We start from the raw sequence: 19,168 nt of genomic DNA on the forward strand, positions 1-19,168 counted from the left end.
CCCGTCGTTCTACTGACAACGTAGGTTCTGCCCCCTTTGCCACCCAGTCGCTGTCAGTGAGTCGCAGCCATCATGAACGGCTGGAAGTCGTGGCGCATAAGAATGCCCTGCAGCAGGATGTTCCGTTTCTGGATCTACGTGCAGTCAATGCCGCTTACGCCGAAGCACTCAAAGCTGCTGCGGCTCGTGTCATCGATTCGGGTAGGTATGTGCTTGGTCAGGAGCTGTCATCGTTCGAGCAGGAGTTTGCTCACTATTGCGGCACCGCACACGCAGTCGGTGTGGGCAATGGGCTGGATGCCTTGTCGTTGATCTTGCGCGGCTATCGCGATCTGGGCGCGTTGCGCGAAGGCGATGAGATCATCGTCCCGGCCAATACATTCATTGCCACATTTCTCGCTATCAGCCAGAACAATTTGGTGCTGGTACCGGTGGAGCCTGAGCCGGGTAGCTTCAATCTTGACCCGGCAGCAGTGGAAAAGGCGATCGGGCCGCGGACGCGGGCCATCATGGCAGTACATCTCTACGGCCAGCTTGCCGACATGACGGCACTGCAGGCTCTGGCGCGATGCTATGGGCTGCTGCTGATTGAAGACGCCGCTCAGGCGCACGGTGCTAGTTGCGGCGGTATCCGTGCAGGCGCATTCGGAGATGCTGCTGCGTTCAGTTTCTTTCCCAGCAAGAATCTAGGAGCGCTGGGCGATGGCGGGGCAATCACGACCTCTGACACCGCGCTGACCCAGCGCATCCGCGCGCTGCGAAATTACGGGTCCGAAGTCAAGTATGAGCACCTGTATCAGGGGGTCAACTCTCGCTTGGACGAGATGCAGGCAGCGATGCTGCGGGTCAAGCTTGAGCATTTGGATGAGGACGTCCAGCGCCGCCGTGCCGTGGCGCAGCGATATCTGGACGCGATTACGCATCCTCTGATCGCATTGCCTGCGGTGACGTCGCCGGAGCGGCACGTCTGGCACCTTTTTGTCATACGCAGCCCCCAGCGCGACGCCCTGCAGAGCCACCTGGCCCACCATGGCATCCAGACCCTGATTCATTATCCGGTTCCCCCGCATCGGCAGCCTGCCTACGCCATGCTTGGGACGGCCTCTTTGCCGATCAGCGAACAGCTGCATCGTGAGGTGCTGAGCTTGCCCATTGGGCCTGCGCTGGAGGAATCGGATGTGGCACGCGTGATCGCTGCCTGCCAGGTATTCAAGGCGTCAGCATGAGTGTGTTGCGCAGCAGCGCCTATACCGGCCTTGCCACGCTAACCAAGCTGTTTGCGGCGCTGGTGGTGCTCAAGCTCGTTGCGCTCTACGCCGGCCCGGAAGGTGTCGGACGACTCGGCCAGTTCCTTGCGCTGATGTCGGTGTTGGCCGTGCTAGCCGGTGGTGGCATCGGCACCGGGATCGTCAAGTATGTGGCCGAGTACCGCCATGATGCTGCTGTACTTGCGCGGCTGCTCGGCGCGGCGCTTTGGTACACCGGATGCGCATCGCTGCTGATGGCCGCGCTGGTGCTCGCCTGCAGTGGCCTGTTGGCGGAGCGGCTGTTTGGCGATAGAAGCTACCAGACGGTGATCTGCATCCTGGCCCTGGCGCAGGTAGGCATTGCGCTGGTGAACTACATCCTGGCAGTGATCAACGGCTTCAGTGATGTTCGCCGCCTGGCGATTGTGCAGGTCAGCGGCTCGGTGGCAAGCGTACTGGTTGTGGTTTGGGCGTCCGGTCGCTGGCATTTGCAGGGCGTGCTGATGGCCTGGGTGCTGGGACAGGTGATGTGCTTACTTGCCTGTGTGCCTGCGCTAAGGCGCAGCCCATATTTTTCCGACGCAATGCTGCGTACACATTTCGATCCGGGGATGACGCGAAAGCTCGCCGCATTCTCGGCGATGACGCTCACCTCCACATTGGCGCCACAGCTTGCGGCCATGCTGGTGCGCGACCATCTGGCAGCGCATTTTGGCTGGCAGCAGGTGGGATACTGGCAAGCAGTCGGTCGGGTGTCGGACGCGTACCTGCTGTTTTTCACCACTGCAATCAATGTCTACTATCTGCCACGGATCGCCTCGCAGCATGGGCGAGAGGCGCTAGTAAAAGAGTTGCGTGCGGCCTACCGCCACGTCATGCCGGCGGTGATCGTCCTGGCGCTCGGCATCTATCTTTGCCGTGAGTGGTTGACCGCCCTGTTGTTTGCCGCCGAGTTCGCCGCTGCGCTTCCGTTGTACGGTCCGCAGCTGCTGGGCGACGTGATCAAGATCTCTGCGTTCGTGCTGTCATATGTGATGCTTGCCAAGGCAATGACGCGCACCTTCGTGATTTCCGAGTGTGTGTTCGCTGCCAGCTATGTGTTGCTCGTGTATGGTTTCGGCGCACGTTTCGGCGTACTTGGCGCCATGTACGCGTTCGTCGCCAACTATGCGCTGTATCTGCTGTTTAATCTGGTGGTAATTCGCCGTTATCTGGTGCAGTCGGCATGACGCTTCATGCACAGGATCAGATGCGTGTGCGACTGCCCCTGGTGTCGGTCCTGATTCCTGCGTTCAATCACGCATGTTTTATTGGTAGGTGTCTGGATAGCGTCTTGGAAGATCCGTATCCGGAAAAGGAAATCGTCATCATTGATGATGGCTCCGTTGACGGGACCGGAGAGGTGATTGCGCAGTGGATATTGGTGCATGGAAGCAGGATTCCGGTGCATTTTGTACGCCGACCCAATCGCGGCGTAGCAGCCACCCTGAATGAGCTGGCGCTACGCGCGCATGGTCAGTTCCTTCGTGTCGTGGCCAGTGATGACTATCTGATCCCAGGTGGCCTGGAAGTGCAGGTCAAATTTCTCCTAAAAAACACTGAAAAGAGCGCCGTCATCGGTGATGCATGCGTCGTTGATCAGTGTGGAAGACTGCTGCACGCCAGCGCAATGTCTGATCTGCATGGCGCTCGCAAGAGCGAATACCTGTCCGATCTCGGAATCCGCCGCGTGATCATCTCTCGATGGGCGATCAGCGGGGCGGTCATTATGCTCAGAGCCAACGCATTCGATGCTCGAACTGCCTGGGACGAGCGTTTGAAAATCGAAGATTGGGATTTTTTTCTTAGGCTTGTGGCGCGCGATGGGTTGGGCTTCGTGGACAGCACGGTCTGCGCCTATCGATTGCATGGGAGCAATGCCAGCAAAACCCGGGACGTGCAGAGGCGTCTTGCCAATTTGCGTGAATTCAGGGATGTTGCGATGCGCCATCGGCCTCTGTTCGACGTGCCCGAAAGCATCTTGCTGCATGCCGAAGCTGACTACATCGCCGCCAAGATTGCGTTTTTGCAGCGGCGGCCACTGCACGTTGGTTACTGGCTCGTGCGCTATGGGTGGAAGTGCTGCTTGGCGGCAGTGGCCCGCCCGGCGCTGCGTCCTCGGGGAGTGTTAGGTGGTTGAGGCTCTACGCTGGCCGTCGTCCTATCTTTTGCCAGCAATGCTGGTCAGCTGTAGTGTCACATGGCTGATCTACGTACTGCCACCTGGCTACATGCAAGGGGTTGTAGTGCTGGCGGTCATGGCTTTGCTGACCCCTGTGCTGGATGTACTGCTGCGCATCCGGCTGCCGGCGGCCGAACAGTTCCGCAACTATCGCTATGCAGGCACCCGCGACGCGTTTCTGGCGATGACGCTGGCCGCGGTGGTCGCGCTGTTCTGCATCGCGGACGTGGTGCTGTTTCCGATCCCATTGTTCAGCGATCCGTCCTCGTATGCCACCTTGAGCCCGCTGCGCTCGCATGTGCGGCACATCTCCAACATGTGCTGGATCCTGCCGCCGATTGCGTTGCTCTGCGTGCGCCATCGCGGCCTACGTGCGGCGATGGTGGCGTTCGGGTTCGTCTTTCCCATCGTGGTGATCGACCGTAATCGCATCTTTGCCGGCCTGTTCTCCTTCGTGCTGGTGATGCTGCTGCGGCGCGACCCGGTGCGCCGGCTGCCGTGGAAGACGATCTGCGTTCTGGTATTGGCCGGCGGCGGGGTGTTTTCGGTGCTGGGCGCGCTGCGTTCGGGCTCGTTGGCCACGGTGGCGTTGCCGTTCGGCACGTTCTATCGCGCCATGCCGCAAGGCGTGCAGTGGCTGTTGCTGTACATCAGCGCCGGGCCATACAACTTCGGTGCGATGCTGGCCAAGGGGTACGTCAACGCCAGCTTCCTGATCAACCAATTGGTGCCATTCAGTGGCTCCATTGCCACCGCCGGGACAAGCATTCCGCTGGATGCACCCAATATCAACGTGGGTACCGAGTTCTTCCCGTTCCTGATGGCCTGGGGCGCGCCAGGCGCGCTGCTGGCGCTGTTGACGCTGTACGCGGGGCTGGTGTGGAGCGTGCGGCGGCTCAACGGATCGCTGTCGATCTTCCACGTGCTGATCTTCCTGCGCCTGGCCTATGCGTGTCTGATGTCGCCGTTCGCTCCACAAGCATTCACCTGGACCAACTTCGGCTTTATCGCGCTGTGCCTGGTGCTGCATGCCTGCACCGTGCTGTTGCCCAACCGCCACGCGGCACATCCGTCTGCCGCGTGAGCGCGGCGAATTTCCATCCTCTTGTTGCAGAGCTTGCGCACCATGAATCAACACGACGAAATCTATCTGATCGACCTGTGGCGCATCCTGCGCCGCGAATGGCGCTGGGCGCTGGCCGCGTTCGTCGTGGTCGTGGCGCTCAGCCTCGTGTTCCTGCGCGTGGCCAAACCACAGTGGGAAGCCACCGCATGGATCCAGGTGGGTGAAATCGGCCCGACGCCGGCCGGCCGCGATCCGAAGGTCGAGCCGTTCCAGCGCGTGATCGACCGGATGAAGACGCGGCTGTTTCAGGATGCGGTGCTGCAGCGCGCCGGCGTGCCGCTCAAAAGCCGTGCAGCGCAACTGTATCGGAGCAGCCTCAAGCCCGATCCCGACCCATATGCCAATCTGATCGGCATCACCATCCGTGCCGATTCGCCGCAGCAGGCGCGCAGCCTGGCCATGGCGACGGTGGATACGCTGAAAAATCTGCATGGCGACACCAACACCACCGCACTCACGCTCGCTCGCACCCGCCTGCAAGGCCTGAGCGAGGACCTGCGTGTTGCCGTGCGCAACCGCGAACAGCTGCAACGGCAACTCGACGCCGGGCCGGGTGGAGCGACGAGCCCGGCGCAGGTGCTGGCCGGCGTGCTGCTGACCGACAGCAACACCACCATCCGCGCGATCAAGGCCGAGCACGACGATCTGGTGGCGCGGCTGACCGACCGCTACACCTACCAGACCTCGTTGGCGTGGCCGGTGTATGTGCCAGAGCAGCGCGCATTTCCGAACACCGCGATGGTGGGAGCGCTCGGTCTGCTCGGTGGTGCGGGGCTGGGCGTGTTGGTGGCGGTGCTGCGCAATGCCTGGCGGCGCCGTAGGGTGGCGACGGCGGCGGCCATCGCCTGACCTCGGCGGCTGCGGCCCGGCGCCGGAGCAGGCATTCGGCAAGGCTGCGGTGCGCACGCCTGTCGCATCACCGCTGCTGTCGGGGGCGCGCCGGGCGCCAGTCAGTTGCTGCAGTTTGCGGGTGATCCTCACGCATCTGCGCAGTAACCCGCCTGCAACCAAACCGGCGGGCGCTGGCACTCACGGGTCTATCAAGCGATGCCGCAGTGGCGGCTCCGCGTCCGGAGAGTGCCGTGAGTTCAGCAGGACAGGTGTGGGAGGCGATGCATGTCGGTGGTCAGTGAGCATGCGGCGCGTGGCGGGACGGTCGCACCGGAGCAATTGCTGGAGACGCAACGTGCGTTCGACAGCGTCGCCCCCGATTACGATGGCCCGCGCGGCAACAATGCGCTGATCCAGCGCATGCGCACCACCTTGTGGGACACCGTGGCTGCCGAATTGCCGGTGGGCTCGCGGCTGGTGGACCTGGGCTGCGGAACCGGGCTGGATGCCGGCGAATTCGCACGGCGCGGGTACCGCGTGCTGGCCACCGACTGGTCGCCGGCCATGGTCGAGCGCACCCGCCATCGCGCTGCCAGCCAGGGCCTGGAAGAACGGCTGGCTGCCGCGCACGTGGGCATCCAGCAGCTCGATCGGCTCGACGGCACCTTCGATGGCATGTACTCCAATTTCGGCCCGCTCAACTGCGCGCCGGACCTGCCGGCCGTGGCCGCCGAATGCGCACGTCTGCTGCGTGCCGACGGCTGCCTGGTGTTTTCGGTGATCGGGCGGATCTGTCCATGGGAAATCGGCCACTACGCGCTGCGCGGCCGCTTCAAGCGGGCGGCGGTGCGGGCGGCCAGGGGCGCAACGGCAGTCGGCATGAACGGCCACACCATCTGGACCTGGTACCACCTGCCGCGCGAGTTCTATCGCGCGTTTGAGCAGCACTTCGTGCTGGACAGCTATCGCGCCCTGAGCCTGTTCCTGCCGCCGCCGTACCTGGTGGATGTCTGCGAGCGCCACCCGCGCCTGGCACAGCGCCTGGGTGCGTTGGACGATCGGTTTGGCGGATTGCCAGTGTTGCGCGATATGGGCGATCACTTCCTGATCGTGATGCGCAAGCGCTGAGTGGAGAGCTCGATGGCCATGGCCGATGTCTGCCTGCAGGGCGCGCGCGCGATCACCCTGGCCGGGGTGTCGCATGCGGCGGTCAGCATGCGCAACGGCCGCTTCGGTGGCACGGTCGGCACCGGAACCTTGCGGCTGGATCTGCAGGGCCATGTGCTGGTGCCGGGACTGATCAATGCGCATGAGCATTTGCAGGTCAACGGCGTCCCGCCGCTGCCGCAGGGGGCGCCGTTCGCCAATAGCTATGCGTGGATCGAGGCGTTCCAGGCGCATTTCCAGCATCCGGACGTGGCCGCGGCACTGCGTGTGCCCAAGGCGGTGCGGCTGCGTCACGGCGGCTTGAAGAATCTCCTGGCCGGCGTGACCTGCGTGGCGCAGCACGACCCCTGGCACGCCACCCTGGATGAAGCCGGGTATCCGGTACACGTGCTGCGCGAGTTCGGTTGGAGCTACGCGCTGGGCTGGACGGGCTACGGGCCGCCGGTGCAGGGCAGCTTTGCGGCCACCCCTTCGGCGCATCCATGGATGATCCACCTGGCCGAAGGCACCGATGCGGTGGCGCGCGCCGAGCTGGACACGCTCGATCGGCTGGGCTGCCTGGCGTCCAATACGGTGCTGATCCATGGCGTGGGCATGGGCGAGCAGGACATCGAACGGGTCATCGCGCGCGGTGCGGCGGTGGTGTGGTGCCCGTCGAGCAATCTGGCTCTGCTCGGTCGCACCCTGGACCCCTGGCGCCTGTGCATGGCCGGGCGGCTCGCGCTGGGCAGCGATTCGCGCGTGAGCGGCTCGCGCGATCTGCTCGACGAACTGCACGTTGCCGCCGACAGTGGCCTGGCGCCGGACCTGCTGCTTGGCCTGGTCACCGATCAGGCAGCACGCATCCTGCGGATGGCAAGGCGCGGGCGTATCGCGCCTGGTGCGGTGGCGGATCTGGTGATCGTGCGCGACCGCGGCGGCGAGGCCGCCAGCAGCATCATCGGTTGCGATCGCAGCGCGCTGCGCGCAGTGATCCGCGACGGCAAGCCACGCATTGCCGATCCGGATTTCGCCCCGTGGTTCGATGCTGCCGGCATCCAGACCATTCCGGTGCTGCTGGACGGCCGCCCCAAGTTGCTCGACGCCGCGCTGGCAGATCCGGCGGTGCTGGCACTGGAACCCGGTCTGGAATGCATACGGCACGCAGCGCCGTCGGCATCTGATGCGCTGGTTGCCATCGGGGGCGCGTCGTGAGCGCAGTGCCGGTGCTCGATCCGGTGGATGCGTATGCGCTATGGGCGTCGGCGTATCCGCCGCATGCGCACAATCCGGTGATGCTGGCCGAAGAGCGCGCCATGCTCGGCCTGATGCCGGCGCTGCTGCAGGGCCAGCATGTGCTGGATGCAGGCTGTGGCAGCGGCCGTTACATGGTTCATGCCTTGCGGCGGGGCGCACGGCACGTCACCGGCGTGGATCTGTCGCCGCAGATGCTGCAGCGTGCCGGTAGCGAACTGGCGCGGCACTGGCCACCTGCGCGGGTGAGCCTGCAGCAGGGCAGCCTCGATCACTTGCCGCTCGCCGATGCGGTGGCCGATTTCAGTGTCTGCGGGCTGGTGGTCGGGCATCTGCCGCGGTTGTGGCCGGCGCTGGAGGAGCTGCATCGGGTCACCCGTCCCGATGGCATCGTGCTGTGCAGCGACGTGCACCCGATCGGCGATGCGCTGGGCTGGCGCCGCGACTTCAAGTCCGACGGCCGCCACTACGCGGTGCGTCATACCCAGCATCTGTATAGCCACTGGCATGCGGCGTGCACGGCATTGGGCTTTGCGATCGAAGCCGTTGCCGAGCCGATGCTGGATCCGGCCGATATTCCCGCCGGCGCGCGTTTCGACAAGGTGGCGCTGCAGGTCCCGGTGGCCCTGGTGCTGCGGTTGCGGCGCGTCGCGTGAACGCGCGGATCAATAGGCGGTGGTCGCGCTGTGCGAGCGGTGCTGGCTGCTGTGGGCAGTGCTGCGGACGTGGGCGATGTGGCGTACACGTCCATCGCGCGTTGCTGTGCACGCCATGACCCTGCATGTGGCCCAGCTCAATCTGGTGGCGACTCCTGATGGCCTGAGCATCGAGCAGGTGTTCGCGCAGTGGCCGTCGCTGGCCGACATTGCCGAGGCGGTGGCCAGTGCGGGTATCCGCGTGTCGGTGATTCAGGCCTCTACACTGGAGGCACGCGTGTCGCGGCACGGCGTGCAGTATTGGTTTACCGCGCTCGGTACGCGTGGCAGCGCTGCCCGCGCCAACACGCTGCACGCGCTCCTGCAGGAACTCGACGTCGATGTGATCCATGTGCATGGCCTGGAATTCGCCGGGGATGCGCGACGGCTTGCGCGTCTACTGCCGCGTATGCCGATCCTGCTGCAGGATCATGCCAATCGTCCGCCGCGATGGTGGAGCCGCATGCTGTGGAGGGCACGTTATGGTGCCGCTGCCGGAATCGCGTTCACCTCCCTGGCGCTGGCGCGGCCGTTCCAGCGTGCGCGTCTGTTCGGTACCGGCACGCAGCTATTTGCCATTCCCGAATCCAGCAGCCGCTTTACGCCGGGCGCACAAGCGCTGGCGCGCGAGCAGACCGGCCTGCACGGCGACCCCTGTGTGGTGTGGGTGGGGCATCTGAGCCCGGCCAAGGATCCCCTGTGCGTGCTCGATGCAGTCGCCGTGGCCGCGCGTCGCGTGCCCGGCCTGCGCCTGTGGTGCGTTTTCGACCAGGCGCCGCTGCTGGCGCAGATCCAGCAACGGCTGCGCGCCGATCCGCTGCTGGCGCGCTGCGTGCAGTTGCTGGGCAAGGTGGAGCATGCGCGTGTGCAGACCTTGCTGCAGGCCAGCGACATCTTCGTCTCCGCCAGTCATACCGAAAGCTGCGGCTACGCGGCGCTGGAAGCCTATGCCTGCGGCAGCCTGCCGCTGCTGACCGATATCCCTGCGTTCGATGCGCTCAGCGCTGCCGGCACGGTGGGCGAACTGTGGCCGGTGGGCGATGCCGCCGCGCTGTCGGAACTGTTGGTGCGCGTATCGCGGCAGCGGCCCAGCCGGGCGCAGGTGCGCGCCCATTTCGATGCGCGCCTGTCGTTCGCCGCAGTGGGGCGGCAGTGGGCACAGGCCTACGCCAGCGTGCTGGGCCATGCGCAGGAGCGTGCGCGATGAAACTGGCGCTGGTGGTACCGGGAGGGGTGGACCGCAGTGGCGAGGTCCGCGTGATTCCGGTGTTCCTGACCTTGATCGAGTGGCTGGCGCGCCACCATGAGGTGCACGTGTTCGTCCTGCATCAGGAGCCGCTGCCGGCCACCTGGATGCTGCGCGGCGCCAAGGTGCACAACATCGGTGAGCGGCGCACGCGCCTGCGTGCAGTGGTGGCCATCGTCGAGGAACATCGGCGCGCGCCGTTCGATGTGATCCAGGCGATCTTCTCCGGCTACTGCAGCCTGATCGCCGTCCTCGCGGCGCGGCTGTTGCGGCGTCCCAGCGTGGTGCATATCGCCGGCGGTGAACTGGTGGCCTTGCATGCGATCGGCTACGGCGGCCGCCGGCGTTGGCGTGGGCGTCTGCGCGAAGCGGTGATCCTGCGCCTGGCCGACCGGGTGACCGCTGCCAGTGAACCCATCATTGCCTCCCTGCAGGCACTGGGCCTGCACGCGCAGCGGGTGCCGTTGGGCGTGGATCTGCGCGCATGGCCGGCGGCGGCGCCGCGTGCACGCCACGGTGCGAGCGCGCGTCTGCTGCATGTGGCCAGCCTCAATCCGGTCAAGGACCAGCGCACCTTGCTGCAGGCAATGGCCGCACTCTCGCGCGCCGGTGTCGCCTTTACGCTGGACATGGTCGGCGTCGATACGCTGGACGGTGCCATGCAGCGTCTGGTGCAGCAGCTCGGCCTGCAGGAGCAGGTGCGCTTGCTCGGCTTCAAGACCCAGCGCGAATTGCGCCCGATCATGCTGTCGGCCGATCTGCTGGTGCTGTCCTCGTTGCATGAAGCCGGCCCGTTGGTGCTGCTGGAAGCTGCCGTTGCCGGCGTTCCCACCGTCGGCACCGCGGTTGGCCACCTCATCGAATGGGCACCGGTCGCAGCGTTGGCGGTTCCGCCGGGCGATTGGGCGGGCATGGCCGAGGCCATCCGCCAGGTGCTTGGCGATGACGAACTACGCCTGCGCCTGGCATGGGCCGCGCAATGCCGCGCGGTCCGCGAAGATGCGGCATTCACCACGCGTCAGTTCGAAAAAATCTACCGTCAGCTGTGCGAGCGTCGGCCGCTGCGCTGAGCGTTGGTCCAGGAATGCGTGTCGTCAGATCAGTACGGCTGGCCGGGCCGGTTGCAGCGCTGGACGATGGTTGCCATCGCCGTGTGCGCAGCTGCATATCGGGGAGTGTTGAGCTGGCGTCTTCGCCTGTGTTTCACGTGTCCAGCATGATTGCGGCGCATGCTCCGGCAACGGTGCTGCCGGGCTAGCGCGTTCATCAATGCGTGACGTCGCAGCGACACGCGCCGCCGCCGGCCCAGCCTCACGCCGGCTGCAGATAGCCATCCAGCGCCGCGCGCACCACGTACAGCATGTCGGTGCGCGGGACCGGGCGGGTCAGCCGCGTCATCAGCCGGCGTGCCTGGGTCTGGCGCACCCATGGCTGATCCTGCAGCCAGAGTTGGGTGTGCAGCATGTCGGCACGCTCCTTGCGGCTTTCTGCCGACGGCACCACGCGTTCGCGCACATACTGCCGCGCCTCGCGCAACGAACCAGACCACTCGATCCCGGGCAGGGCCGACAGCCACAGGTTGGAACACGAGGCGGTGGTCAGGGTCTGCCGGCCGGCACGCAGGCGCAGCAGGGGTGGGCACTCGGCATGCAGTCGCGCCATCACCTGCGCCGGCACCACCGCGCGGTAGTACCGCTGCAGCAAGCGCAACGGCGGCAACGCCCACCAGGGCGACGCCGCCGGGTCTTCCCATAATTGCTGCCAGTCGCGCGGACCCATGCGGGTCGCCAGCAATGCAAGATCGTGCAGATGCATCAGCCGGATGCTGCGATGGCAGATGCCTCCGGCTGCGTGCAGCAGCAGGTGGCACATCAAGGCGCCAATGGATGGGTAGGGGTTCAGACCTGGCTGCGCGTGTTCCGGCCAGATCCGTGCAGTGATGTCCACGCTGCGCACCGGCAGGCGTTCCTGGATGCGCGTATGCACTTCGATGTTGATGGGCGCATCGCGGTGTTCGCCCAATCCCGCCACGGCCTCGCCTTGCACCGGTTTGAACACCTGGTGCTTCCATTGCTGGAACGAGGCTTCATACCCGAGTTCGCACAACAGCGCAGTCATGGCCAGCGCGTCTTCGGGCGCCACCAGCAGGTCGATGTCCGCCATCGGGCGGTCGCCGGGCAGGTAGACGCCCAGCCGATGCAGGGCGGTGCCCTTCAACCCCACCAGCGCGATGCCGGCGCTGCGCGCGGCGCGGTCGATGCGGGTCAGCAGCAGCGCGATACGCCGATGGCGGTCTTGGACATGATCGCGCTGCTCGCTCAGGAAGCTGTTCCATTGCGCGTTCTGCCACAACGAGCGGCGCTGCAATAGCGGCGACACGCCATGTGCCGCTGCCGCCGCTGCGGCCAGCTGCCACTGCAGGCGGTCCCATTGCGGTGTAGCGTCGCCTGGCTGCGCCAGCTCGTGCGCCAGCTGCTCGGTGGCCGTGTGCAGGCCGTGTCGGATGGTGCGAAGCGAAGGCTGCATGCGGGCGTGATCCGGGAGGTCGAAGGGGCGGGGCGTAATGGTGATGCTACGAGTCGGTGGTGGTGCTGCGTGGTGGCGTATCGGCGCAACGATGGCGCTGTTGCACGCCACGATTGCGTCGGGCGCGTCGGCGGGGCGGCACTCCTGCTCGGTCGCACGAGCGATGGCGTGCATGCGCACCCGGCTGTTTGGCGTCCACAGGCAAGTGCATGAAACGCTAGCCCACCAGCACCGTGGCCAGCTGCCGTGGTGGCCGTGCGGCCAGGGTGGCCAGCGGCTCGGTACGGTGTAGCTGTTCGGAGGCGATCAAGGCGGACCAGCGCGCTTCCAGCTGCTCGGAGGCCTGCGCCGCGGCGTCTGCCGTCATCGTGCCCCGCGCCTGCTGCAGGTCCACCTGGGTGTGCAACAGATCGCGCACGCTGCGGTAGAACTCCGAGTCGTAGGCGCCATGGAACATCATCGCCAGGTCGTCGCTGTCCTGCCAATGCGTCTTGCCGCCGAGCTGGTTCTTTACTTCTTCGTAGAACTTGGTGCCCGGCAGCGGATAGGACACGCTGACGCCGATGATGTCCGGATTGGCCTGGGTCACCAGTGCACGCGTGGCCAGGATGTCGTCGAGTTCTTCGCCCAGATAGCCCAGCTGGATGAAGAAGCCCACGCGGATTCCATGCGCGCCCAGCCGTCGGCGGGCGGCGATCACCTCGGCCACCTCGGTGCCCTTGGTCATCCGGTCGAGGATGCGCTGGCTGCCGCTTTCCGCACCGATCCAGGCCTCCGCACATCCGGCGCGCGCCAGTGCCGCGGCCATGCGCTCGCTGGCCAGATCCGCGCGGGTCTGGATGGTGAACGGAATGGCGCCGTCGGCCTCGCTCAAGCGCTGCGCAAACGTCTCCACCCAGTCGATATGGAAGCCGAAGATGTCGTCGGCCATCCACAGGTGATCGGGCTGGAAGTTGCGCTTGAGATGGATCATCTCGGCAGCCACGTCCTCGGCATTGCGACGGGTGTAGTGGTTGCCCCAGATCGGCTTGGCGCACCAGTTGCAACGGAACGGACAACCGCGCGAGGCGGCCATGTTCAGGCTGAAATAGCCGTGCCGCTCCCGCCAGAAGCGCTGGTAGCGCGGCATGTCGACCAGGTCCCAGGCGGGTAGGCCGCCCAGGCGCGCGTCCGGCGGCTGTGCACCCGGATGCGCGCGGACCGCTGCCGGATCGCTGGTGGCGATGCGTGCGACACCGGACAACCAGGCCTGCGTGTCGATTTGCGGATTGCGTTCAACCCGCTCGATCAACTCGATCAACGGTGCGATGCCTTCGCCGATCAAGACCGCGTGCGCACCGGCGGCCAGAAACGCGTCCGGGTTGTCGGACGCATCCGAGCCCGCCACCAACACCCGGCAGCCGGCCGCGCGCGCCTGCCCGATCATGCGGCACGCCGCCTCGCGCATGCGGCTCAGACACATCTTGGTGAGGAAGTTGAAGTTGTCCTCGTAGAACACCACAAGCTCCGGTTGCGCATCGTGCAGCGCGCCGGCGTAGTCCTCGACATCGTCGGCCAGCATGGCGTCGAACAGGCTCAGCACATGCCCGCGTTCGCGCAGCAATGCCGCGATCTGCAAGGTGGCCAGCGGGGGGTATGGCTTGCCGCGTTCCCATTGCTTGGGGTCGTAACGCAGGAAATACGAATGACTGACCTGGATCTTTAGCATCTGCACAAGGCTCTCGTTCTGTCGCCAGGTGGCGCGCAGCGGCGGCGTGCGCAGACACCGGCATTCGGCTCGGCAGTAGGTGCGCGCACAGGCGTCTTTGGTTGCGCTGCTGCGCTGAGCGAAGTGGCAACCGGTAACGACTGTTCAGCGCATACAGCGATGCAACCTTTGCGCGCGCAATCGGCACACACCGGCTGATCGGTGCATTGGATGACAGGCATGCCGCAGTCGGCTGCGTTGGCGCAATACCAGCCGCTGGAAGAACGCGCACGCGACGCGGCGCAGGCCGCCGTGGCGGCGGACCCGTTCGGCGAGCGACGTGCGCGTGCCTTCAGCGTGCAGCGGCAGATTCTCGGTGCGCTGTTCCATTTCCACAGCGACAGCCCGGCGCTGCTGGCCCTGGTCGATGCCGCCTATGCCGGCTTGCCGGCCCATCACCTGCCGGGTGCGCCGCAGTTCCACATCACCCTGGATCTGCTGCCGCGCGCGCATGGCAGCGTGGTCGCCGAGCCGCCGCCGGTGCGCACGCATGCAGTGGGCGGCCTGGTCTGTGGCGTGATGGATGCCTGCAACTACCTGATGCTGTCGATCCCGGAGCGCCGCGCCATGCTGGTGGTCTCGGAGGACATGCTGGCGCATGCGTACCACGTGCGCTACGAGCTGATCGAGTTTGCGGTGTTCCTGCTGGCCGCGCGTGGCATGGGGCTGGTGCCGCTGCACGGCGCCTGCGTGGGCCGGCGCGGCCGCAGCGTGCTGCTGCTCGGCGCCAGCGGCGCGGGCAAATCCACGCTGGCGCTGCACAGCCTGCTGCACGGGCTGGAGTTCATCGCCGAAGACGGCGTCTTCGTGGCCCCGGACAGCCTGCTGACCACCGGCGTCGCCAACTTCCTGCATCTGCGGCCCGAGGCCCTGGGCCTGGTCGATGCGCCCACCCGCGCCTGGATCGCTGCCTCGCCGATCATTCGTCGCCGCAGCGGCGTGGAAAAGTTCGAGGTCGACATTCGTCACGGCCATGCCACGCTTGCACCCACGCCCTTGCAGCTGGGTGCCGTGGTGATGCTGTCCAGGCAGCCGGCCAGTGCATCGGGCAACGGCCTGATGCCCGTGCCAGCCGCGCAGATCGCGCAGTGCCTGCAGCGCGACCAGCCCTATGCCGCCGGCCAGCCGGGGTGGCAACGCTTCGTGGCGCAGGTGCAGCGTATCGGCATGTTCACCCTGCACCGTGGCGCGCACCCGCAGGCCTGCCTGGACGCCCTGCTGCAGGTGCTGCAGTGAGGCCGCTGCGCGACCGGCAGCAGGCGCGGGCCGGCACCGCAGGCGATGTGCGCGGCTGATGGTCCGGCACGCACGCAATCGGAGCCGGGCGGTGCTGCATGGCTTCGTCGACACGCTGGTGCCGGCGGACCGGCCGGCCGTCGCACTGTACGTGGCATTGTCGCTGGCGGCCGCATTCGTCGGCAGCCTCGTGGCGGTGTGTCTGTTGCCGCTGGTGCAACCCGGCCACAGCGTGCAGCTGGCCGGCTATCGGCTGGCCGTGCCCGGTGGCCTGCCGGTGCAGGCAGGCGTGTTTGTGCTCGTCAGCGTGCTGTTCGCGCTGTTGCGTTGGCACGGCGCGCGGCTGGCCGCACGCCTGACCAGCCGTTATGCGCTGGGCCTGCGCCGGCGCGTGCATGCGGCGCTGATGGATGCGCCGCTGCCGGCCTTGTCGGGCGCCAGTTCGGCGGAAATCGCCAACGTGCTGACCTACAACATCGAAATCGCAACACAAGGGTTCAGCGCGGTGTTGCAGCTGCTGGTGGCCGGCATCACCGCACTGGTCAGCGTGTGCGTGGCGGTGTTGATCGTGCCTGCGTTGCTGCTTGCGACACCGCTGCTCGCGCTGCTGGCATGGCTGGGGCTGCGCATCTCCCGCAGCGATGTACAGGCGCGCATCAGCCGCGACTACGTCGCCGACATGACCCAGCTGTTCTGGTTGAGCGAGGACTTCCCGCGCCGCCTGCGCCATGTGCGCTCGTTTCAGCGCGAAGCGGTGGAAACCGGGCAGTACGAGCACATGTCCGCCCGCCTGGGAAGCGGATACGCGCAGCAGCAGGAACTGGTGGCCGCCAGCCGCCTGGTGCTGGAGCTCACCGCGGTGGCTGCCATTGCCGGCATCCTGGTGCTCGCCAACCTGTGGCAGGGCGCCGACCGCGCCGCGTTGATCACGGTCAGTCTATTGCTCGGCCGCCTGCTGCCGTACCTGGTCACCACGCGGCAGAGCGTGCAGCAGTTGCGCTCGGCCTGGCCGGCCCTGCAGCTGTGGCGGCGCTACGTGGATCTGGGCACGGCAGGTGCGCCTGCATCGAATGCGGCTGTCGAACGTTTGCCGGCCGTGCTGCATCTGGAGCGCATCGATCTGGCACCGCCGCTGCCCGCGCTTGCGATCGACGGCTTGCTGCTGGCGGCGGGGGAGATGACCCTGGTGGTCGGCCCATCCGGCGTCGGCAAGAGCAGCCTGATGGACGTGCTGTCCGGGCAAACGCCGCCGCTGCTGTTCGAGGCGCATCTGAGCGGGCGTCGGCTGGATTTTGCCGCCTATCGACAGCTGATCCGCCATAGCGCCTATGTCAGTCAGGCCGTGCGGCCGTGGCAACGCAACGTGCGCGAGTGCCTGGACTGGGCGCTGCCGGGGACGCCCGATGAGCGCATGTGGGACGTGCTGTGCGATGTCGGCCTGGGCGCACGGCTGCAACGCGAGGGGCAGGGCCTGGACACCGTCATCAATGGGCAGGACGGCCGCCTGTCCGGCGGTGAGTTGCAACGGCTGCTGCTGGCGCAGGTGTTGTTGCGCGCCCCGACCCTGGCGGTGCTGGACGAGGCCACCAGCGCCCTCGATGCGGACGCCGAACAGCAGGTCCTGGTGACCCTGCGGCAGCGCTTGCCGCAGACTGCCTTGGTGGTGGTGTCGCACCGCACCAGTCTGGCCGCGGTGGCCGATCGCACGGTTGCGCTGGGCGGCGCAGCGGTTGCGCAGGCGCAGGGCAGGGTCACGGCCATGGCGACCCGCCGCGGCGCCTGATCGCGCCGCCTCTCCATACAGCGCTCAGCCGGCGATCTCTTCCAGCGCGCGATTGCGTGTCCGCGGCCCGAACACCGCGATCACGCTCGCCACGATCGTATCGTGCAGCCAGGTGAACGCCGGCATAGCCAGCGGCCGGCAGATCTTTGCTTGACGGGGAGCATGGGCGTATTGCACATCCTTCGTGCACGGCCGAGGTCGCTGGCTGTCCGCTCCGCTGTTCGATTGCTGGAATGCTGTAATCCTGCGCAGCGGCCGCAAGGCGACTGGCAAAGCCACCGGTCGGCCCCATCTCCTATGCATCCTCTTTGATCCGGAGTCATTCCATGACCCCCATTTCCGTGCTCGATCTGGCGCCGGTCTGCGAAGGCAGCGACACCACCCACGCCTTTGCCAACATGCTGGACCTAGCGCAGCACGCCGAGCGTTGGGGTTATCAGCGCTACTGGCTGGCCGAACACCACAACATGCCGGGGATCGCCAGCGCCGCCACCGCGGTGCTGATCGGCCACGTGGCCGGCGGCACCAAGACCATTCGCGTCGGCGCCGGCGGCATCATGCTGCCCAACCATGCGCCGCTGCAGGTGGCCGAACAGTTCGGCACGCTGGCCTCGCTGTATCCGCACCGTATCGACCTGGGCCTGGGGCGCGCGCCCGGCACCGACCAGCCCACCGCACGCGCGCTGCGCCGGTATTTCGACAGCGCCGACCAGTTCCCGCAGGACGTGGCCGAGTTGCTGCGCTACTTCGCGCCGGCCGTGCCGGGGCAGCTGGTGCAGGCCGTCCCCGGTGCCGGCCTCGACGTGCCGGTGTGGCTGCTGGGTTCCAGCCTGTTCAGTGCACGGCTGGCGGCGGCCATGGGATTGTCGTTTGCCTTCGCCTCGCATTTCGCGCCCGACGCGATGGATGAAGCGGTGGCGATCTACCGCCGCGAATTCCGCCCGTCGGCGCAGTTGGCCAAGCCGCATGTCATGCTGGCCTTGAATGTGGTGGCCGCCGAAACGCAGGCGCAGGCACGCCGGCTGTTCACCACCCAGCAGCAGAGCTTCGTCAATCTGCGGCGCGGCAAGCCGGGCAAGATTCCAGCGCCGATCGACGACATCGACAGTTTCTGGCAGCCGCACGAGCGCGCCGGCGTGGAGCGCGCGCTTGCGTGCACGGTGCTGGGCGACGCAGAGCAGGTGGCGCAGGGCGTGGCGGCCTTCATCGAGCGGCATGCGCCCGACGAGTTGCTGTTCACCGCCAACATCTACGAGCACAGCGCACGTTTGCGCTCGTTCGAAATCGCTGCCGCCGCAGTGCGCGAGCTGGACGTGACCACTGCGTGATTCACGTCGCTTTGCGCGGCAATCCGCTCAGATGCGTGCACATCCATCAGGAAGGCACGCATGCAACTTCACGAACGCAGCGAGAGCATCAAGCAGCTGGCCGAATTGATCCGCGGGGTGGACATCGCCATGTTCACCACCGTCTCGGCCGACGGCAAGCTGGTGAGCCGCCCGCTGGGCACGCAGGAAGTCGAGTTCGATGGCGACCTGTGGTTCGCCACCGCCGCCGACAGCCCGAAGGTGGCAGAAATCGCCGCCGATCCGCGCGTCAACGTGGCCTACGCCTCGGCATCGAAGAATACCTATGTGTCGGTGGCCGGCACCGCGCAGGTGGTGCACGACCGCGCCAAGATCGAGCAACTGTGGTCACCGGCGATGAAGGTGTTTTTCCCCGGCGGCAAGGACGACCCAAGCTTGCGCCTGATCCATGTACGCGCCGAATCGGCCGAATACTGGGACGGCCCCAGCGGCCTGCTCGGCAAGGCGCTGTATTTCGTCATGACCGCCGTCACCGACGACACCGGCAGCCTGTCCGACAACCGCGTGGTCGATCTGAAGTAAGGCACCAACGGGCCACCGCCGGTAAGCGCTGAATCGGCTGCTAGCACCGCATAGCGGATATAGCCCCTCTCCCGTCGGGAGAGGGGTTGGGGTGAGGGTACGGAACTGCAACAAACACCGATAGCCTGCGTTTTGAGGCTAGCTGGACCAACTGCAGCAACCCGCCCAACAACATCCCCTGCGTACAGCTCAGCACCGGGTAACCCAAACACGCGCAGCGC

At 66.3% G+C, this 19,168-nt stretch carries 15 protein-coding genes and 1 pseudogene; 14 read left to right on the forward strand and 2 right to left on the reverse strand.

The window, feature by feature from the left end:
• The first annotated feature begins 107 nt into the window (after nucleotides 1-107).
• The 10 genes from HG421_RS06730 (at nucleotide 108) to HG421_RS06775 (ending at nucleotide 10,836) form a co-directional block, all read left to right on the forward strand.
• Nucleotides 108-1,226: a DegT/DnrJ/EryC1/StrS family aminotransferase gene (locus HG421_RS06730; protein WP_282434635.1), complete on the forward strand. Its 1,119-nt coding sequence runs from the start codon at nucleotides 108-110 to the stop codon at nucleotides 1,224-1,226.
• Complete coding sequence (locus HG421_RS06735) at nucleotides 1,223-2,476, forward strand: O-antigen translocase (RefSeq protein ID WP_169705755.1); 1,254 nt, start codon at nucleotides 1,223-1,225, stop codon at nucleotides 2,474-2,476. The genes HG421_RS06730 and HG421_RS06735 overlap by 4 nt, the downstream gene beginning before the upstream one ends.
• Nucleotides 2,473-3,426 carry a glycosyltransferase gene (locus HG421_RS06740; protein WP_169705756.1) on the forward strand — a complete coding sequence of 318 codons (954 nt, stop codon included), beginning with the start codon at nucleotides 2,473-2,475 and terminating at the stop codon, nucleotides 3,424-3,426. Before HG421_RS06735 ends, HG421_RS06740 begins: the two co-directional genes overlap by 4 nt.
• Before the next feature lie 37 nt (nucleotides 3,427-3,463).
• The gene (locus tag HG421_RS06745; protein WP_266103391.1) at nucleotides 3,464-4,552 is read left to right on the forward strand and encodes a hypothetical protein; all 1,089 of its coding nucleotides are present in this window, start codon (nucleotides 3,464-3,466) and stop codon (nucleotides 4,550-4,552) included.
• Between the two features lie 42 nt (nucleotides 4,553-4,594).
• Nucleotides 4,595-5,443, forward strand: coding sequence for a Wzz/FepE/Etk N-terminal domain-containing protein (locus HG421_RS06750; protein ID WP_169705758.1), 849 nt, complete (start codon nucleotides 4,595-4,597; stop codon nucleotides 5,441-5,443).
• 267 nt (nucleotides 5,444-5,710) lie between these two features.
• Nucleotides 5,711-6,553, forward strand: a complete 843-nt coding sequence (locus HG421_RS06755; RefSeq protein WP_169705759.1) for a class I SAM-dependent methyltransferase — start codon at nucleotides 5,711-5,713, stop codon at nucleotides 6,551-6,553.
• Between the two features lie 12 nt (nucleotides 6,554-6,565).
• Nucleotides 6,566-7,786, forward strand: coding sequence for an amidohydrolase family protein (locus HG421_RS06760; protein WP_169705760.1), 1,221 nt, complete (start codon nucleotides 6,566-6,568; stop codon nucleotides 7,784-7,786).
• Nucleotides 7,783-8,481: a class I SAM-dependent methyltransferase gene (locus HG421_RS06765; protein ID WP_169705761.1), complete on the forward strand. Its 699-nt coding sequence runs from the start codon at nucleotides 7,783-7,785 to the stop codon at nucleotides 8,479-8,481. Before HG421_RS06760 ends, HG421_RS06765 begins: the two co-directional genes overlap by 4 nt.
• Nucleotides 8,482-8,596: 115 nt before the next feature.
• Entirely contained in the window at nucleotides 8,597-9,727 is a 1,131-nt protein-coding gene (locus HG421_RS06770; RefSeq protein ID WP_169705762.1) for a glycosyltransferase family 4 protein, read from the forward strand.
• Complete coding sequence (locus HG421_RS06775) at nucleotides 9,724-10,836, forward strand: glycosyltransferase family 4 protein (protein ID WP_169705763.1); 1,113 nt, start codon at nucleotides 9,724-9,726, stop codon at nucleotides 10,834-10,836. Before HG421_RS06770 ends, HG421_RS06775 begins: the two co-directional genes overlap by 4 nt.
• A gap of 241 nt (nucleotides 10,837-11,077) precedes the next feature.
• Here HG421_RS06775 and HG421_RS06780 read toward each other — a convergent pair whose 3' ends face one another.
• Nucleotides 11,078-12,292 carry a nucleotidyltransferase family protein gene (locus HG421_RS06780; RefSeq protein ID WP_169705764.1) on the reverse strand — a complete coding sequence of 405 codons (1,215 nt, stop codon included), beginning with the start codon at nucleotides 12,290-12,292 and terminating at the stop codon, nucleotides 11,078-11,080.
• A 217-nt stretch (nucleotides 12,293-12,509) separates the two neighbouring features.
• Nucleotides 12,510-14,064 (reverse strand): annotated as a pseudogene (locus HG421_RS06785) (B12-binding domain-containing radical SAM protein).
• A 155-nt stretch (nucleotides 14,065-14,219) separates the two neighbouring features.
• Here HG421_RS06785 and HG421_RS06790 point away from each other — a divergent pair.
• The 4 genes from HG421_RS06790 (at nucleotide 14,220) to HG421_RS06805 (ending at nucleotide 18,947) form a co-directional block, all read left to right on the forward strand.
• Nucleotides 14,220-15,275, forward strand: coding sequence for a serine kinase (locus HG421_RS06790; RefSeq protein WP_169705766.1), 1,056 nt, complete (start codon nucleotides 14,220-14,222; stop codon nucleotides 15,273-15,275).
• Nucleotides 15,276-15,333: 58 nt separating this feature from the next.
• Nucleotides 15,334-17,058: an ATP-binding cassette domain-containing protein gene (locus HG421_RS06795; protein ID WP_169705767.1), complete on the forward strand. Its 1,725-nt coding sequence runs from the start codon at nucleotides 15,334-15,336 to the stop codon at nucleotides 17,056-17,058.
• A 326-nt stretch (nucleotides 17,059-17,384) separates the two neighbouring features.
• Nucleotides 17,385-18,386: an LLM class flavin-dependent oxidoreductase gene (locus HG421_RS06800; RefSeq protein WP_169705768.1), complete on the forward strand. Its 1,002-nt coding sequence runs from the start codon at nucleotides 17,385-17,387 to the stop codon at nucleotides 18,384-18,386.
• 60 nt (nucleotides 18,387-18,446) lie between these two features.
• Entirely contained in the window at nucleotides 18,447-18,947 is a 501-nt protein-coding gene (locus HG421_RS06805) for a pyridoxamine 5'-phosphate oxidase family protein (RefSeq protein WP_169705769.1), read from the forward strand.
• Nucleotides 18,948-19,168 lie beyond the last annotated feature (221 nt).

The organism is Xanthomonas campestris pv. badrii (assembly GCF_012848175.1).
GTDB lineage: Bacteria > Pseudomonadota > Gammaproteobacteria > Xanthomonadales > Xanthomonadaceae > Xanthomonas > Xanthomonas campestris_C.

Bases quoted from the DNA above. Each gene is read 5' to 3' on its own strand.
- HG421_RS06735 (WP_169705755.1), top strand. From the start codon at position 1,223: ATGAGTGTGTTGCGCAGCAGCGCCTATACCGGCCTTGCCACGCTAACC.
- HG421_RS06740 (WP_169705756.1), top strand. From the start codon at position 2,473: ATGACGCTTCATGCACAGGATCAGATGCGTGTGCGACTGCCCCTGGTG.
- HG421_RS06745 (WP_266103391.1), top strand. From the start codon at position 3,464: ATGCTGGTCAGCTGTAGTGTCACATGGCTGATCTACGTACTGCCACCT.
- HG421_RS06750 (WP_169705758.1), top strand. From the start codon at position 4,595: ATGAATCAACACGACGAAATCTATCTGATCGACCTGTGGCGCATCCTG.
- HG421_RS06755 (WP_169705759.1), top strand. From the start codon at position 5,711: ATGTCGGTGGTCAGTGAGCATGCGGCGCGTGGCGGGACGGTCGCACCG.
- HG421_RS06760 (WP_169705760.1), top strand. From the start codon at position 6,566: ATGGCCATGGCCGATGTCTGCCTGCAGGGCGCGCGCGCGATCACCCTG.
- HG421_RS06770 (WP_169705762.1), top strand. From the start codon at position 8,597: ATGACCCTGCATGTGGCCCAGCTCAATCTGGTGGCGACTCCTGATGGC.
- HG421_RS06775 (WP_169705763.1), top strand. From the start codon at position 9,724: ATGAAACTGGCGCTGGTGGTACCGGGAGGGGTGGACCGCAGTGGCGAG.
- HG421_RS06780 (WP_169705764.1), bottom strand. From the start codon at position 12,292: ATGCAGCCTTCGCTTCGCACCATCCGACACGGCCTGCACACGGCCACC.
- HG421_RS06790 (WP_169705766.1), top strand. From the start codon at position 14,220: ATGCCGCAGTCGGCTGCGTTGGCGCAATACCAGCCGCTGGAAGAACGC.
- HG421_RS06795 (WP_169705767.1), top strand. From the start codon at position 15,334: ATGGTCCGGCACGCACGCAATCGGAGCCGGGCGGTGCTGCATGGCTTC.
- HG421_RS06800 (WP_169705768.1), top strand. From the start codon at position 17,385: ATGACCCCCATTTCCGTGCTCGATCTGGCGCCGGTCTGCGAAGGCAGC.
- HG421_RS06805 (WP_169705769.1), top strand. From the start codon at position 18,447: ATGCAACTTCACGAACGCAGCGAGAGCATCAAGCAGCTGGCCGAATTG.